At 56.8% G+C, this 14637-nt stretch carries 15 protein-coding genes; 13 read left to right on the top strand and 2 right to left on the bottom strand.

Going from position 1 to position 14637, the window contains the following annotated elements:
* Positions 1–4: 4 nt before the first annotated feature.
* The 7 genes from ccmE to ACR0NA_RS00375 all read left to right on the top strand — a co-directional run bounded on the left by ccmE (position 5) and on the right by ACR0NA_RS00375 (position 6712).
* On the top strand, positions 5–451 hold the full coding sequence (gene ccmE / locus ACR0NA_RS00405; RefSeq protein WP_170652401.1) for a cytochrome c maturation protein CcmE: 447 nt from the start codon (positions 5–7) through the stop codon (positions 449–451).
* A gap of 136 nt (positions 452–587) precedes the next feature.
* On the top strand, positions 588–1199 hold the full coding sequence (locus ACR0NA_RS00400; RefSeq protein ID WP_480725103.1) for a holin-associated N-acetylmuramidase: 612 nt from the start codon (positions 588–590) through the stop codon (positions 1197–1199).
* Positions 1190–1768 (top strand): holin family protein, encoded by a 579-nt coding sequence (locus ACR0NA_RS00395; RefSeq protein WP_480725099.1) that lies wholly within the window; start codon positions 1190–1192, stop codon positions 1766–1768. The genes ACR0NA_RS00400 and ACR0NA_RS00395 overlap by 10 nt, the downstream gene beginning before the upstream one ends.
* Positions 1769–1842: 74 nt before the next feature.
* Entirely contained in the window at positions 1843–3807 is a 1965-nt protein-coding gene (locus ACR0NA_RS00390; RefSeq protein ID WP_480725097.1) for a heme lyase CcmF/NrfE family subunit, read from the top strand.
* On the top strand, positions 3804–4259 hold the full coding sequence (locus tag ACR0NA_RS00385) for a cytochrome c-type biogenesis protein (RefSeq protein WP_170652409.1): 456 nt from the start codon (positions 3804–3806) through the stop codon (positions 4257–4259). Before ACR0NA_RS00390 ends, ACR0NA_RS00385 begins: the two co-directional genes overlap by 4 nt.
* A 74-nt stretch (positions 4260–4333) precedes the next feature.
* The gene (locus ACR0NA_RS00380; RefSeq protein WP_480725095.1) at positions 4334–5110 is read left to right on the top strand and encodes an enoyl-CoA hydratase-related protein; all 777 of its coding nucleotides are present in this window, start codon (positions 4334–4336) and stop codon (positions 5108–5110) included.
* Positions 5111–5152: 42 nt separating this feature from the next.
* Positions 5153–6712 (top strand): S1 family peptidase, encoded by a 1560-nt coding sequence (locus tag ACR0NA_RS00375; protein WP_480725093.1) that lies wholly within the window; start codon positions 5153–5155, stop codon positions 6710–6712.
* A 48-nt stretch (positions 6713–6760) separates the two neighbouring features.
* Here the strand turns inward: ACR0NA_RS00375 and bmt are convergent, their stop codons facing one another.
* Together bmt and ACR0NA_RS00365 are read right to left on the bottom strand one after the other, a co-directional pair.
* Positions 6761–7777, bottom strand: coding sequence for a betaine--homocysteine S-methyltransferase (bmt, locus tag ACR0NA_RS00370; protein WP_480725090.1), 1017 nt, complete (start codon positions 7775–7777; stop codon positions 6761–6763).
* A gap of 119 nt (positions 7778–7896) precedes the next feature.
* Positions 7897–8214 (bottom strand): DUF1476 domain-containing protein, encoded by a 318-nt coding sequence (locus ACR0NA_RS00365; RefSeq protein ID WP_480725088.1) that lies wholly within the window; start codon positions 8212–8214, stop codon positions 7897–7899.
* Positions 8215–8403: 189 nt separating this feature from the next.
* On the opposite strand from ACR0NA_RS00365, the gene purC reads away from it, so the two are divergent.
* From purC to ACR0NA_RS00335, 6 genes are all read left to right on the top strand, one after another.
* Positions 8404–9159 (top strand): phosphoribosylaminoimidazolesuccinocarboxamide synthase, encoded by a 756-nt coding sequence (gene purC, locus ACR0NA_RS00360; RefSeq protein WP_170652418.1) that lies wholly within the window; start codon positions 8404–8406, stop codon positions 9157–9159.
* 154 nt (positions 9160–9313) lie between these two features.
* Positions 9314–9994, top strand: coding sequence for a MarC family protein (locus tag ACR0NA_RS00355; protein ID WP_480725086.1), 681 nt, complete (start codon positions 9314–9316; stop codon positions 9992–9994).
* A 124-nt stretch (positions 9995–10118) separates the two neighbouring features.
* Complete coding sequence (gene purS / locus ACR0NA_RS00350; protein WP_170652422.1) at positions 10119–10349, top strand: phosphoribosylformylglycinamidine synthase subunit PurS; 231 nt, start codon at positions 10119–10121, stop codon at positions 10347–10349.
* A gap of 56 nt (positions 10350–10405) precedes the next feature.
* Positions 10406–11074 carry a phosphoribosylformylglycinamidine synthase subunit PurQ gene (gene purQ / locus ACR0NA_RS00345; RefSeq protein WP_480725084.1) on the top strand — a complete coding sequence of 223 codons (669 nt, stop codon included), beginning with the start codon at positions 10406–10408 and terminating at the stop codon, positions 11072–11074.
* A 36-nt stretch (positions 11075–11110) separates the two neighbouring features.
* Complete coding sequence (locus tag ACR0NA_RS00340) at positions 11111–12889, top strand: sensor histidine kinase (RefSeq protein ID WP_480725082.1); 1779 nt, start codon at positions 11111–11113, stop codon at positions 12887–12889.
* A gap of 13 nt (positions 12890–12902) precedes the next feature.
* Positions 12903–14237 carry a sigma-54-dependent transcriptional regulator gene (locus ACR0NA_RS00335; protein ID WP_170652427.1) on the top strand — a complete coding sequence of 445 codons (1335 nt, stop codon included), beginning with the start codon at positions 12903–12905 and terminating at the stop codon, positions 14235–14237.
* Positions 14238–14637 lie beyond the last annotated feature (400 nt).

The following is a 14637-nucleotide window of genomic DNA, read 5'->3' as shown; positions in this document are numbered from 1 at the left end:
CGAGATGAAATCGCTCAAGAAACGTCGCCGTATTCAGGTAATCGTGTTGGCTGCTTTGGCTCTTGCGATTGCGACGGGACTGATTGGGTATGCGATGCGCGACGGCATCAACTTTTTCCGCTCACCCAGTCAGATCATAGCTGAACCGCCGGAACCGACTGAAGTGTTCCGCATCGGCGGACTTGTCGAAGAAGGGACTTTGGTTCGCGGTCAAGGAGAGGTCGTGCGGTTTTCGGTGACGGATGGCGGTGAAACTGTGCCGGTGGTTTTCACTGGAGTGTTGCCGGATCTTTTCGCCGAAAATCAGGGAATGATCGGCACCGGAAAATATGTGAACGGTGTGTTCGAAGCTACTGAAATTCTTGCGAAACACGACGAAACATACATGCCGAAAGAAGTCATGGATGCCCTTAAAGAGCAGGGTGTTTACCAAGAGGCCGGCGAAAGCTGATCCGCCCACAAATCCGGTCGAAATTCGAAAACCGATAACAAAGAGCGTTGCGTGGAAGGACCACGCAGCGCTCGTTTTGTATTGCCAATCTTAACCTCTTTTCGGGACCGTCCCTGCATTTACCGGAGGTGGTTAGATGCAGACTGTACGGCAGATTGCCGAGGATATCGTGACGCGTGAAGGGGGATTTGTTAACGACCCTGACGATCCCGGCGGCGCCACGAAATACGGGGTTACAATCCACACACTTCGCAGGCTTGGGCTGGACCTGACCGGCGATGGGCGGATCGGTTTGGCGGATGTTCACGCGCTCAGCCGGGATGATGCGGTAGAAATCTTCTTGCGTCATTACTATCAACAACCCTGCTTGGAGCGTATGCCCGAAGCGCTGCAACCGTCGCTGTTCGATATGTATGTCAACGCCGGGGCGCAGGCCGTAAAAGTTCTGCAACGGTTGCTGCGGGACATGAGATTTGGCGTTGCCGTGGATGGTGTGATTGGCCCTCAGACCCAGGCCGCAGCACAGAACGCGGCCGAGCCCGACCCCATCATTTTGAGGGACGCCTACGGCATAGCGCGCCGGAACTATTATTTTCGGCTTGCTGACGGCAGACCTGCATCGAGAAAATACGCGCGCAACAGGTCAGGGGGTAAAGGCGGGTGGATACGCCGGGCGGAAGAGTTCCTTTCGCCAAAGTACCACATGAGCGACGCAGAGTTTAAGCGCAGGGTGGCGGCATGGGCCTGATATCGGGTTTCTTGAGCTTGTTGTTCGGCGGCGGACGAAACGTAGTGCGCGAGACAGCGGAAGTTTTTCGCGAAAACGCAGAAGCAGGGGCCGAAAGGGCGGTTTCTGTGCACGGGCAGGCCATGGCTCAGTTCGCGGCCGAGTTTCAGGTGTCGCGAAAGGGCGGCTTTGATCGCTTAATGGATGGGATCAATCGTATTCCGCGCCCGGCGCTGGCCTTGGGGGCCATCGGGCTTTTTGTGTCTGCGATGGTCGATCCGCTGTGGTTTGCTGCGCGGATGCAGGGGATTGCACTGGTGCCAGAACCGCTTTGGTGGCTGTTCGGAGTGGTTGTTTCGTTCTATTTCGGTGCGCGTCATCAGTCCAAAGCGCAGGATTTGCAGCGTGAAATCGCTGCGACGATGATGCGAGCGCCCGAAATTGCAACGAATGCCCGAGCGTTGCAAAGACTGCGGCATGACAACCCTGGAAACGCTGAAACCAATGGCGATGCGGAACTTGCGATGAAGTCGATTGAACCTGATGACAATCCGGCTCTGACTGTATGGCTGAAGCAAAAAAACAGCTAAACCGCGACACTATGTGCGCCCGAAACCGGCGAAAGTGATTGGCGCCTGTCTGAGCGTGGGATTATACCCACACCATGATTACAGAGCTTGGTCACTTCGCCCTCATCCTCGCGTTCTTCGTCGCGATTGTTCAGACCGTTGTCCCACTGGTTGGCGCCGGTAAACGCTGGTCCGGATGGATGGCATTTGCCGAGCCCGCTGCCACAGCGCAGTTTCTGCTGACGGCATTTGCATTCGGTGCGCTGGTCTGGGCGTTCGTGACGTCGGATTTCTCGTTGCGTGTGGTGGTCGAGAACAGCCACTCTGCCAAGCCGATGCTGTACAAGATCAGCGGCACCTGGGGGAACCACGAGGGCTCAATGCTGTTGTGGGTCCTGATCGTCACGCTGTTCGGCGCCTTGGCCGCTTGGTTTGGGGGTGGGCTTCCGCCTACGCTGAAGGCGCGCGTGTTGGCTGTTCAAGCGGCGATTGGCGTGGCGTTTTTTGCGTTCATTCTGTTTACGTCAAACCCGTTTGTCCGGCTAGCTGTGCCGCCCTTTGACGGGCAGGACCTAAACCCGCTGTTGCAGGACCCGGGCCTCGCATTCCATCCGCCGTTTTTGTACCTTGGATACGTGGGCCTGAGTATGGCGTTCAGCTTTGCCGTCGCCGCCCTGATCGAGGGGCGCGTGGACGCCGCATGGGGGCGGTGGGTGCGTCCTTGGACGTTGACGGCCTGGATGTTCCTGACCATCGGTATCGCACTGGGGTCATGGTGGGCCTATTACGAGCTTGGTTGGGGTGGGTACTGGTTCTGGGACCCTGTCGAAAACGCATCGTTCATGCCGTGGTTGTTGGCTGCCGCGTTGCTGCATTCGGCCATTGTGGTCGAAAAGCGCGAAGCGCTGAAAAGCTGGACGATCCTGCTGGCGATCATTGCGTTTGGTTTTTCGCTTATCGGCACGTTCATCGTGCGCTCGGGCTTGCTGACTTCGGTTCATGCCTTTGCCAATGATCCCGAAAGGGGTGTCTTTATCCTGTTCATCCTGATCATTTTCATCGGTGGCGCGCTGACTCTTTTCGCCGCGCGGGCTCAGGCCATGCAGGCCAAGGGTGTATTCGGCATGATCAGCCGTGAAAGCGCCCTGGTGGTGAACAACATTCTGCTGGCCGTAAGCTGCTTTGTGGTGTTCTTCGGAACGCTTTGGCCGATTGTGGCCGAAATGCTGTTTGATCGGAAACTGTCAGTCGGGGCGCCGTTCTTCGACGCGGCATTCACGCCATTTATGGTCGTTTTGGGGCTGGTTCTGCCCTTGGGCTCGATGCTGCCGTGGAAGCGGGGCAAGCTGGGGCGTGTTGCCTGGTCTCTGCGTTACGCGTTTGGACTGGCGTTGGCGCTGGCGCTGCTGGTTTGGGCGATGCAAAGCGGGCGCAGTGCACTGGGGCCGGTCGGGCTGTTCCTTGGTGCATGGATCACCTTCGGTGCAGCCGTTGATCTGTGGAGCCGCACTGGTCGCAAGGGGAATCTGGCACGCCTGATGCGCCTTCCGCGCGCGGATTGGGGCAAGGCCGTTGCACACACCGGTTTGGGGGTCACGATCTTTGCCATTGCTGGTTTGACGTCGTGGGAGGTCGAGGATATTCGCGTCACGAACCTTGGCGCACCCTTTGAGGTCGGTGGGTTTACTCTGACACTTCAAGATGTTCAAAGTGTTCAGGGACCAAATTACAATTCGACTATGGCGTCAGTTCTGGTGGAAAAGAACGGCCGTTTCGTAACCACTTTGCATCCCGAAAAAAGAGAATATCCGGTGGCGCGTATGCCGACGACCGAGGCCGCCATCGACTATCGCTTTTTGCGTGACGTCTATGTCGTGATTGGCGACCGCCAGAACGACGGAAGCTGGATCATGCGGACCTATATCAAACCGCTGGCCAACTGGCTGTGGGGGGGCTGCATTCTGATGGCACTTGGCGGCTTGCTCAGCCTGTCGGATCGGCGCTTTCGTGTCGCTGCTGGTGCGCGCAAGACCCCGGTTAAGGGAGTGCCTGCAGAATGAAACGGTTTATCCTGATCCTGTTGCTTGCGGCATCACCGCTGTTCGCAGTCGAGCCGGACGAAGTTCTGGACGATCCTGCACTTGAGGCGCGCGCGCGTGATCTTAGCACCGGGTTGCGGTGTCTGGTGTGCCGCAATGAAAGCATCGACGAAAGCAACGCAGATCTGGCCCGCGACCTGCGTATCCTGCTGCGTGAACGACTAGTGGCAGGTGATACTGATGAAGAAGCCGTGGCATTCATTGTTGACCGTTACGGCGAATATGTACTTCTCAAGCCGACCAATACAGGCGCCAACATGCTGTTGTGGCTTTCTGGGCCAATCATGATGTTGATTGCGGCGGGGCTTGGCTGGAATTTCCTCAGAGGCCGGTCGCGGTCGTCCTCAAACCCCGAAAGCGCCGGGTTGAGTGACGAGGAAAAGGAACGGCTGCGTCAAATTCTGGACGAGTGACGCGCGGTTCCGCTTTCCCTTCACGTTAGCTTACGTCAGTTTGCAGGCAGCTAAAACGCACGCGAGGGTCTTTCATGGAATACGAATCCGTTCTTCTCGATATTACTGACGATCTTGCGGTTCTGACTTTGAACCGGCCGGACAAAATGAACGCGCTGACAGCCCAGATGCGGGCCGAGATCACCCATGCGATGAAACATGCGGCGCGCCATGCCCGCGCAATCGTATTGACTGGGGCAGGAGGGGCGTTTTGTTCCGGGCAGGATCTGGGCGACGCGTCGAGTACGGGTAACATCGACCTCGAACGTTCCCTGCGGGACGAATACGAACCCATGCTTGAGTCGGTGTACGACTGCCCCGTTCCAACTGTTGCCGCGGTGAATGGCCCTGCCGCAGGAGCGGGGGCGAATCTGGCGTTGTGCGCCGATGTCGTCATTGCAACTGAAAGTGCGTATTTCTTACAGGCTTTCGCCCGGATTGGCCTGATGCCGGATGCAGGCGGTACATGGTTCATGCCGCGCCAGATGGGCTTTGCCAAGGCCATGGGGGCCGCACTTTTTGCAGACAAGATCAGCGCCCGTCAGGCCGATGACTGGGGGTTGATCTGGGAAGCGGTAGCGGATGACCAGTTCGATGCTCATTGGCGCAAGCGGGCTGATTATCTTGCAAAAGGCCCCACAGCAGGTTTCGGTGCGATCAAAAAGGCGATCCGCGGAACGTATGACAAGAACCTGTCCGAGCAGTTGACGATCGAGGCGCATCTGCAGGGCGATTGCGGGCGCACGCGTGATTTCACTGAAGGTGTCGTAGCCTTTCTTGAAAAGCGTCCCGCGAGGTTCGAAGGTCGCTAAGACATTGACAAAGCTTTGGCGCAGGCGCGTGATACTCGGGCGATGACAGTCCCGACACCAAGCCCTTGTGCCGCAGTTCTGGAACATCTCACCGGTCGAAACCGGGGCCATTACTCGTGGATCACAACAGACGCCATGGACATCTGGCTGGACCCGGATGGTGGCCTGCGCGTTCTGTTACCGGGTGCAAGACTGCCAGAGGGACGGCACGTGGCGCGTATGTTGCGCGATGGTGAGGTTTTTTCGGTCGAGGCCGTTGATGGCGCGGAAATCTGGGTCAATCGGAACCCGGTATTACAAACGCCGCTTTCACAGGGCGACACGATCGAATTCGGGGACATCGGTCCATTATCCAGGTTCAGGGTTTACGACGACGATAGTTGTCCCAAGCCTACCTTTGGAGAAATCCTAGACGACGCCGTATCCTATCTGCGCAGCAGTCGAAAACCGGTTGCCAGCCGGATTGTTCATTCAGTATCCGGGGTATTTTCACGCATAGTTGGCGACAGGACGCTGTTGTTTCGTACCGGCGTTCTGATCTCGCTGCTTTTGTTGGCGATGGCGGTCTTTGCCCAGTTTCAGGCAGACCGAAACCTGAAGGCCCAAATCGAAAGTGGTCAGTTTCAGGTAGAAGCTGTCGCCGCCGCCCTGTCCGAAACACAGCGGCAGGTTATTCGGCCCGGTGATCTGGCAGCTTTGCAGGAAGAGTTGCGTGCGCGGGTTTCGGTGCATGCCGAACGGCTGCAGTCGTTGGAGGCGCGATCGGGGGCAGCCACCCGTGTTGTTGGTCAGGCGACTGAAGCAATTGCGTTTATTCAGGGCGGGTACGGATTGGTACATGTGGAATCGGAACGCATGTTGCGGCAAGTTCTCGATCCCAGCGGGGTGCCAATGCGGTTACCCAATGGCAAACCAATGCTGTCACTGGACGGGAACGGACCTGTTGCCGAAGTGCAGTTTAACGGAACAGGGTTTGTTCTGCGCGATACCGGCCTGATCGTCACAAACAGGCACGTCGCCGTTCCGTGGGAAGGGGAGCCGGGGGTCAGCGTAGGTGGTGAAGCGATGGAGCCTCGGATGATACGCTTTGTGGCCTATTTTCCGGATCAGACCGGCCCCGTCGACCTTTCCCGGGTTGCAGTCAGCGATTCAGCGGATCTGGCTCTGATCAGGCCTGTGCAGGACATGAAATTGCCTGACGGATTACCTATGGCCGATCAGGTCCCCGAGCCGGGACAAGAAGTACTTGTGATGGGGTATCCCACAGGTCTCATGTCGCTATTGGCGCAATCGGGCGAGGCGTTCGTGGAACAGCTTCGGGAGAAGGGTGAAACAGGGTTCTGGCAGGTTGCTGCGCGCCTGTCAGAGGCCGGATTGATGTCGCCGCTTTCCAGCAGGGGGATTGTTGGGCAGGCCACCGACGCCGCCATCGTCTATGATGCCGAAACCACGCATGGCGGCAGCGGCGGTCCGGTTCTGAACCTGTCAGGAGAGGTCGTGGCGGTGAATGCCGCCATCATTCCCGAGTTCGGCGGATCGAATCTGGGTGTGCCGACTGCTCAGGTCAGGGCATTACTTGCTGCATTCGAACCGTCACAATGAAACAAGCCGCCCTTTGGGCGGCTCGTAACTTTTGGCGAAGTTCAGCTTTTAGGCTCTGCGGCGTCGACGTCCGCGACGCTCGGTGGCTTCTGCGTCGTCGCCAGTTCCGTCCGATGCCGACGAGAACGGCCCCAATGCGCTGGTAATCTGATCAAGCGTCGGGCGGTTTCCGCGTGTTCCCGTATCCAGAGCTTCACGCATTTTGCGCAGGTGCTCTGGCTTTGTACCGCAGCAGCCGCCGATGATCGTCGCACCAGAATCCCGCGCCATCGCAGCATAGTGGCCCATGAGCTCCGGGGTTCCGTCATAGTGAATATGTCCGTCGACATATTTTGGAATACCGGCGTTTCCCTTGGAAATAATCGGGCGCTCGGTACCTTGGGCCGCAAACCCCAATACCGTGCGCAAAATGTCTGATGCGCCAGTTCCGCAATTTGCCCCAAATGCAATTGGCGGATTGGGTAGCGTTTCAACCAACTGCGCCAGATCGGAGGACGTAACGCCCATCATGGTGCGCCCGGCTGTGTCAAAGCTCATGGTGCCGCACCAGGGCATATCCACCAAAGCAAATGCTTCGGCCGCAGCACGGAATTCTTCGGGGGCGCTGATGGTTTCCAGCCACAGAACGTCAACACCGCCTTCTTTCAGACCCTCAGCCTGTTCGTGGAACATTTCGACGGCCTCGGCATGGGACAGGCTGCCAACGGGCTCCATGATCTCTCCGGTCGGGCCAACTGACCCTGCGACGATCACGGTTCGACCCGCTTTGTCTGCAACTTCCCGGCCAATTTCTGCGCCTGCACGATTCAACTCGCGGACACGACCTTGCGCATCGTGCAATTTCAGTCTTGCCGCCGATCCTCCAAAGGTGTTGGTCAAAAACAGATCGCTGCCCGCATCGACAGAGCCTTTGTACAGCGCCGTGATCTTTTCAGGTGCATCGCAATTCCATAATTCAGGTGCGTCGCCGGACTGAAGGCCCATGTCGAACAGATTTGTCCCGGTCGCACCATCCGCAAGGATGGCATCAGCGGTGTCGAGCAGTTTGGAAAGCGCGTTTGTCATTGTTGTGATCCAAAAAAGTGGTGTTTCCTGCACACCAAAAAAGAGACGCCCCATGTTTCATGAACGGGGCGTCAAATCAAATTCATAAAGCTCATGAAGATCATGAGCTTTTGGCCAAGTTACTCAGATTCGCTGAGAACCTGTTCTTTTGCTTCAACCAGTAATTCGGCCATCTTTTGACGAACGGTTTGTTCATCGGTCAGATTGCCCAAATAGCCAAGTACGGCATTGACCACATCATCTTCACTGACGTGCTGGAGATCAGTCTGAACCAGTTCTTGCCCATATTTCCGGGCTTTCTCGACAGTTTCACCTTTCAGTGCAGAAGCCCAAACAGCCATAAACCGGTTACGGCGCATGCGGGCAAGAAACTGCATTTTTTCGTCGTGGGCGAATTTGTTTTCAAACGCTGTTTCGCGTTCGTCAAATGTGGTCATGGTATTAAGGACCTCTTTGGGTGACATTTTATTTCCTGATGATATGACCATACGCGCCACGGTGCGCAAGGTATTTGCGCTGCGTCAAACCCCCTCGGGCATGTAAACTTGCGGGAAAGGGGGGCTTGGCTTATGAGGGCGCCAACGCGAAGGGACTCAATCCCTCGCTCCAGACTGGAAGGGTCGCTTATGGCGCGTCGCAAGAAGATTTATGAAGGCAAAGCCAAGATTCTGTACGAAGGCCCGGAACCGGGTACGATCGTTCAGTATTTCAAGGACGACGCCACCGCCTTCAACGCGGAAAAGAAAGACGTAATTGAAGGCAAAGGCGTGCTGAACAATCGTCTGAGCGAATTCTTCATGACGGGTCTGGCCCAGATTGGCGTGCCTACGCATTTCATTCGTCGTCTGAACATGCGCGAGCAGTTGGTGCGCAGCTGCGAAATCGTCCCGCTGGAGGTGATCGTACGCAACTATGCCGCCGGATCGCTGACAAAACGTCTGGGCATTGCCGAAGGCACACAATTGCCGCGTCCGATTGTTGAATACTGCTACAAGGATGACGCGCTGGGTGATCCTTTGGTGACCGAAGAACATATTGCCGCGTTTGGCTGGGCTGGTCAGCAGGACATGGACGATATTCTGAGTCTGGCGCTGCGCGTTAATGATTTCATGAGCGGCATGATGCTGGCAGTGGGCATCCGTCTGATCGATTTCAAGATCGAGATTGGTCGTGTGTACGACGGTGACTTCCAACGCCTGATCGTGGCGGATGAGATCAGCCCGGATAGTTGCCGGTTATGGGATATTGAAACCGGCCAGAAACTGGACAAGGACGTTTTCCGCCGGGATCTGGGAAGCCTGACTGACGCCTATTCCGAAGTCGCGCGCCGTTTGGGTGTGCTGCCCAAGTCAGCGGTAACCAAGCCAACGCTGATCAACTGACTTCGTATCCGCCACGGGTTTGTGGCCACAAGAAATGAAACGCGAATCGCCTGTTTTGACGGTTCGCGTTTTTTATTTGCCCGCTCGGTCAGATTGACAGTGCAGTCTGGTTTCGATCTTTTCTGAGAGCAGTTGGAACAAGGGTAATCAAAAAATGGGCGAACTGTTTGATCAGGCGATATTTTTGAAGTTCCTTGCGGCTTTGCTGGCAATCTTCAATCCGCTCTATGGCATTCCGATCTTTCTGGGAATGACCGAAGGCTACTCTCAGTCCGAGCGGAGACGCATTGCCTTGATCGTGACGGCGACGGTGACCGTAGTGGCCTTGGTCGCCGTAATGGTCGGAGAAGAGGTGCTTGCCATATTTGGAATTGATATTCCGTCATTCCGAATTGCGGGCGGGATCATAATCTTTGGCGTTGGTCTAACCATGCTGAACGCCTCGGACAGATCGCAGGGAGATCAGGATGCGGCCAAGGACGGACATGCCAAGAAGGGAAGCATCGCCGTGGTGCCATTGGCGATTCCCCTGACGATCGGACCCGGGACGATCGCAACGACGATTGTGTTTGCCCATATGCTGCCCACGGGTGCCGAGGTTGTGACATTAGGGTCTGCGGTACTGATTGCCTGTACCATCGTCGGCCTTGGGTTGATTTTTGCCGACGGTATTTCGCGGTTTCTTGGCCCGACAATGATCAGTGTAATTACCCGTATTATGGCGATAATTCTGGTCGCAGTATCGGTCGAGATGGTACTGACCGGAACATTCCACGCCATTGATGCACATTATCCGGGGTTGAGTTCCGGGCAGACTGGCGCCGGATCAAACTGAGTACGACTTACCTGCGGTCATCAGTCCTCATGGCAAAGGGTTGTCCAATTATTTGAAGCAGGGTATCCCCCGCGCAAAGGAAAAGGTTCCGTTGGTTGGCGGGGCACAGGTGGAGTTGCATGAAATGAAAGCACGGGTACATGTGATGCTCAAGAACGGGGTTCTGGACCCGCAGGGCGAGGCGGTGCGTCACGCGTTGGGTGCCTTGGGCTTTGACAAGGTCGAGGGCGTGCGTCAGGGCAAGGTGATCGATCTTGAACTGACCGAAGGGGCGACCGAAGCGGATGTGACCGAGATGTGCGAAAAGCTGCTCGCCAACACTGTTATCGAACGCTACGAGATCGAGCTGGTCTGACCCTCTCGGGCCGCGGATGCGGCAACCCATTGATTTGAGACCCAGGAGGTTTTGCCATGCGTGCAGCCGTTGTTGTTTTTCCCGGTTCCAACTGTGACCGTGATCTGGCCGTTGCCTTCGAACAGGCCGGTTTTCAGGTGGACATGGTCTGGCACAAGGACGCGTCGCTGCCGGATGGTGTCGATATCGTCGGCGTTCCGGGCGGCTTTTCCTATGGCGACTATCTGCGTTGCGGCGCCATCGCGGCACAGTCACCGATCTGCAAGGCAGTGGTCGAACATACTGCTCGGGGTGGTTACGCTGTCGGGATTTGCAACGGGTTTCAGATTTTGACGGAAACCGGCATTCTGCCGGGGGCTCTTCTTCGCAATGCGGGCCTTAAATATATCTGCCGAACCGTTGGGTTGAAGGTGGAGACCAGCGACAGTGCGTTCACCGAAGGTTACAATGCGGGTGACGTGATCAACATTCCGATCGCACACCACGATGGCAACTATTTTGCAGATGACGGAACGCTGGCAGCCCTGCGCGATCAGGATCGCATCGCTTTCACCTATGCCGACAACCCAAACGGTTCGTGCGACGACATCGCGGGGGTTCTGTCCGACAACCGACGGGTATTGGGCATGATGCCGCACCCTGAACGGGCGGCGGATGAGGGCCACGGCGGAACGGATGGGGTGGCGCTCTTCCGCGCATTGTCAGGTGTCCTCGCACCGGCGTGACTTGAGTACGCTGGTTCAGGGGCGTAGCTTCTGGCCATGACGTCGGAAACCCAACCTGAACATAGCAAGCTTAGGAACCTGTTTAGCGGCCCGCCATTGGGGTGGCGCTTGCGTTTGGCTGTGGTTGTACTGCTGTTGTGCGCGGTCGCGACGGTGTGGATCACCAATCGTCTTCTGACGGACAGATTTACCGAATCCACTCGCAATCGCGCCGAGCTTAGATTGGCGCTTTATTCAGGTAACCTGCTGAGCGAACTGCGCCGAAACGCAATCGTTCCGCAGTTGCTGGCGCGTGATCCGACGCTCATATCCGCCTTACAGTCCAGCGATTACTCATTATCGACGCAGCGCCTTATTTCGTTTGTGGAGGAAATTGGTGCAGCGTCATTAATGCTGTTGGACCGGGATGGTCGCACGGTAGCGGCCACAGACCGGAACCGATTGGGCGAGGCACACCGAAATTCGGCATACTTTGTCGATGCAATACGATCGAATGCCACACTATTTTCGGTCATTCAGCGCGATTCCGGTGGGTACAGTTTTTCCTATTCCCGGCGAATGGAAGCAGGGGCGGAAATTCTTGGCGTAATCGTTGTCGAGGTCGATCTGCAAAAATTCGAACGAGCCTGGGCTGGGATTTCCGACGCGGTCATGGTGACCGACAGTACGGGTACGATTATCCTGTCGACAGAGCCACAATGGCGGGGGCTGGACGAAAATGCCGCAATGCTGAGGCAACCGCCCCAGAACGCCATACTGAAGGCAATTCGTGCTACGACCGACTGGACCTCTCTGCCACCCGATGCCTACCTGCAAGGCGAGGCGGTGATGCGGATGGAAACCCGGATACCGTTCCGTGGCTGGCAGATGACTTCGTTCACCACTTACGCCTCGATTCGGGAAAAGGTGAACAGCGTGCTGGCGCTGGAGATCATGGGCTTTGCGATTCTTCTGGCGCTGGCATTTTATGCGCTGAGCCGCAGGGCAACGCTTCGCATGACGCTGTTTCAGCGCGAGTCGGCGGAGCTTCGCGCATTGAACGCAAGGCTACAGCGGGAAATTGCTGAGCGGGAACGTGTTGAAAAGACGCTGGAAGTTGCCGAACAGACGCTGGCGCAAAGTTCAAAATTAGCGGCTTTGGGTGAGATGTCTGCGGCCGTCAGTCACGAGCTGAACCAGCCGCTGGCGGCGATGAAAACCTATCTTGCTGGCGCACGCCTTTTGTTGCGCCGTAACCGGCCGGAAGAAGCGCTGGCAAGCTTTGGACGTATCGACGGCCTGATTGAGCGAATGGGCGCGATTACACGCCAGCTGAAATCCTATGCGCGAAAAGGGGCGGATGCGTTTTCCCCAGTAAATCTTAGCGAAGCATTGGCTTCATCGCTTTCGATGATGGAGCCACAGTTGCGCCAACGCCATGTTAAGATCACTCAGATCATTCCCGAGGAACCTGTGTTAGTCTTGGGGGATAGGATGCGGATCGAACAGGTCATGGTGAACCTCTTGCGAAATGCACTGGACGCCACCAAATCTGTTGCAGAGCCGGATGTTGAAATCATCCTTGCAGCGGGGGACATGGCGGTCCTAACGGTGCGCGACAACGGTTACGGGATCAAGGATATCGAGAACCTGTTCGAACCGTTTTACACGACCAAGCAGCCCGGGGACGGCGTTGGACTGGGGCTTGCCATCTCGTCCGGGATCGTGAACGACCACGGGGGACGGCTGACCGCGCGCAATGGACAACTCGGTGGTGCAGTGTTTGAAATGCAATTGCCGATACTTGGCAAAGACGGCCTCGAGGCCGCTGAATAAACGAGGAATTATTATGGCACAGGCCATGAAAATCGCCATTGTGGACGACGAACAAGACATGCGTCAGTCGATTAGCCAGTGGCTGGCACTATCCGGATACGACACCGAAACCTTTGCCAGTGCCGAAGAGGCGCTGAAGGTATTGGGCGCCGATTATCCCGGGATTGTGATCTCGGACATCAAAATGCCGGGGATGGATGGTATCCAGCTTTTGAAGAAGCTCATGGGCGTGGATAGCACCCTGCCGGTTATCATGATTACCGGTCACGGGGATGTGCCGATGGCAGTGGAAGCGATGCGCGTTGGAGCGTTCGACTTCCTTGAGAAGCCTTTTAACCCGGACCGTATGTCCGAATTGGCAAAACGCGCCAGCAACGCCAGACGTCTGACGCTGGACAACCGGGCGCTGCGGCGTGAGCTGTCGGGTGGCACCCAGATCATGAACAAACTGATCGGCGCCAGCCCGGTGATGGAACGCCTGCGCGAGGATATTCTGGATCTGGGACAGGCCGATGGTCATGTACTGATTGATGGCGAAACCGGCACTGGCAAGACACTTGTGGCCCATGCGTTGCATGCGGTTGGCAGCCGGGCGGGTAAGAAGTTCGTTCTGGTTTCCTGCGCGGCGCTTGAGGAAGAGGCGCTGTCAAAGCGTCTGTTCGGGCCGATGATGCCCGAGGACGCCCAGTTGCCCGCAGTCGAAGAGGCAAGAGGCGGAACGCTGGTTCTGGAGGATGTTGAAGCGTTGAGTGATACGCTTCAGGCCCGTTTGCTAAGCATGATGAATGAGCAGGGCACGCCCGCCGAGACACGGATCGTGGCCATTTCGAATCTGCAGGAGGCAGGCAAGACCAGTGAGGACGTTCTGCGCCCGGACCTGTTCTATCGTCTGGCGGCGTTGCGTATCACAATGCCGCCGCTGCGACAGCGGGGAGAGGATATCCTGACGCTGTTTACCCGCCTGAGCGAGCAATTCGCCGAAGAATATGGGTGTGACGCACCGCAGGTCAGCGCTCAGGAGGCTGCGCAGCTGTTGCAGGCACCTTGGCCCGGTAACGTGCGCCAGTTGATCAACATAGCCGAACGGGCCGTACTGCAATCGCGGCGGGGATCGGGAACGATTGCGTCGTTGCTCATGTCGGATCACGAAGAGATGCAGCCGGTCATGACGACGGAAGGCAAGCCGCTCAAGGAATATGTTGAGGCGTTCGAGCGGATGCTGATCGACAACACCATGCGCCGCCACAAGGGGTCGATTGCATCTGTTATGGACGAATTGTGCCTGCCGAGGCGCACACTGAACGAGAAGATGGCAAAGTACGGGCTGCAGCGTTCAGACTATCTGTAAAATTGCCATTTAGCGCCGGGAGGGGGCCAGCCCCCTCTTGAACCTGCGGCTCAATTCACCCCCAAAGTACTTCTGGCCAGATGATGAGATCCATCTGATTAGGTCGTTGCCTGTGCATTTGTGTGCGGGAATGGGTTCTGATCGGGTGTTTGGAGCAGTGCGCCTGCAGTTTGCCCATTGTCTTTTCCACAAGACTGCTTTTATTGTGGCGGGACGGGCCGGGCCGTTTTGGTGCCCCTAAGCCCCGAACCTTTGAGTTTCGCTGCTCTGCCGCGGATGGCGATAGTCCCCACGAGGCAAAGCAGACCGATTGTGCCCCTGATGTGGGCAGTAGAATGCCTTTGTCCGAGTAGTCGGGCGAAAGGAATAATGGGCAGGCAGCGAGTTTATATCGCACCTG

Source organism: Ruegeria sp. C11 (assembly GCF_056537725.1).
This window is presented reverse-complemented; position numbering and strand designations above follow the sequence as displayed.

Excerpts from the sequence above, each read along its gene's own strand:
- ACR0NA_RS00385 (WP_170652409.1), top strand. The coding sequence starts at position 3,804 with ATGAAACGGTTTATCCTGATCCTGTTGCTTGCGGCATCACCGCTGTTC.
- ACR0NA_RS00335 (WP_170652427.1), top strand. The coding sequence starts at position 12,903 with ATGGCACAGGCCATGAAAATCGCCATTGTGGACGACGAACAAGACATG.
- ACR0NA_RS00375 (WP_480725093.1), top strand. The coding sequence starts at position 5,153 with ATGACAGTCCCGACACCAAGCCCTTGTGCCGCAGTTCTGGAACATCTC.
- ACR0NA_RS00395 (WP_480725099.1), top strand. The coding sequence starts at position 1,190 with ATGGGCCTGATATCGGGTTTCTTGAGCTTGTTGTTCGGCGGCGGACGA.
- ACR0NA_RS00400 (WP_480725103.1), top strand. The coding sequence starts at position 588 with ATGCAGACTGTACGGCAGATTGCCGAGGATATCGTGACGCGTGAAGGG.
- ACR0NA_RS00355 (WP_480725086.1), top strand. The coding sequence starts at position 9,314 with ATGGGCGAACTGTTTGATCAGGCGATATTTTTGAAGTTCCTTGCGGCT.
- ACR0NA_RS00365 (WP_480725088.1), bottom strand. The coding sequence starts at position 8,214 with ATGACCACATTTGACGAACGCGAAACAGCGTTTGAAAACAAATTCGCC.
- bmt (WP_480725090.1), bottom strand. The coding sequence starts at position 7,777 with ATGACAAACGCGCTTTCCAAACTGCTCGACACCGCTGATGCCATCCTT.
- ccmE (WP_170652401.1), top strand. The coding sequence starts at position 5 with ATGAAATCGCTCAAGAAACGTCGCCGTATTCAGGTAATCGTGTTGGCT.
- purC (WP_170652418.1), top strand. The coding sequence starts at position 8,404 with ATGGCGCGTCGCAAGAAGATTTATGAAGGCAAAGCCAAGATTCTGTAC.
- purQ (WP_480725084.1), top strand. The coding sequence starts at position 10,406 with ATGCGTGCAGCCGTTGTTGTTTTTCCCGGTTCCAACTGTGACCGTGAT.
- ACR0NA_RS00380 (WP_480725095.1), top strand. The coding sequence starts at position 4,334 with ATGGAATACGAATCCGTTCTTCTCGATATTACTGACGATCTTGCGGTT.
- purS (WP_170652422.1), top strand. The coding sequence starts at position 10,119 with ATGAAAGCACGGGTACATGTGATGCTCAAGAACGGGGTTCTGGACCCG.
- ACR0NA_RS00340 (WP_480725082.1), top strand. The coding sequence starts at position 11,111 with ATGACGTCGGAAACCCAACCTGAACATAGCAAGCTTAGGAACCTGTTT.
- ACR0NA_RS00390 (WP_480725097.1), top strand. The coding sequence starts at position 1,843 with ATGATTACAGAGCTTGGTCACTTCGCCCTCATCCTCGCGTTCTTCGTC.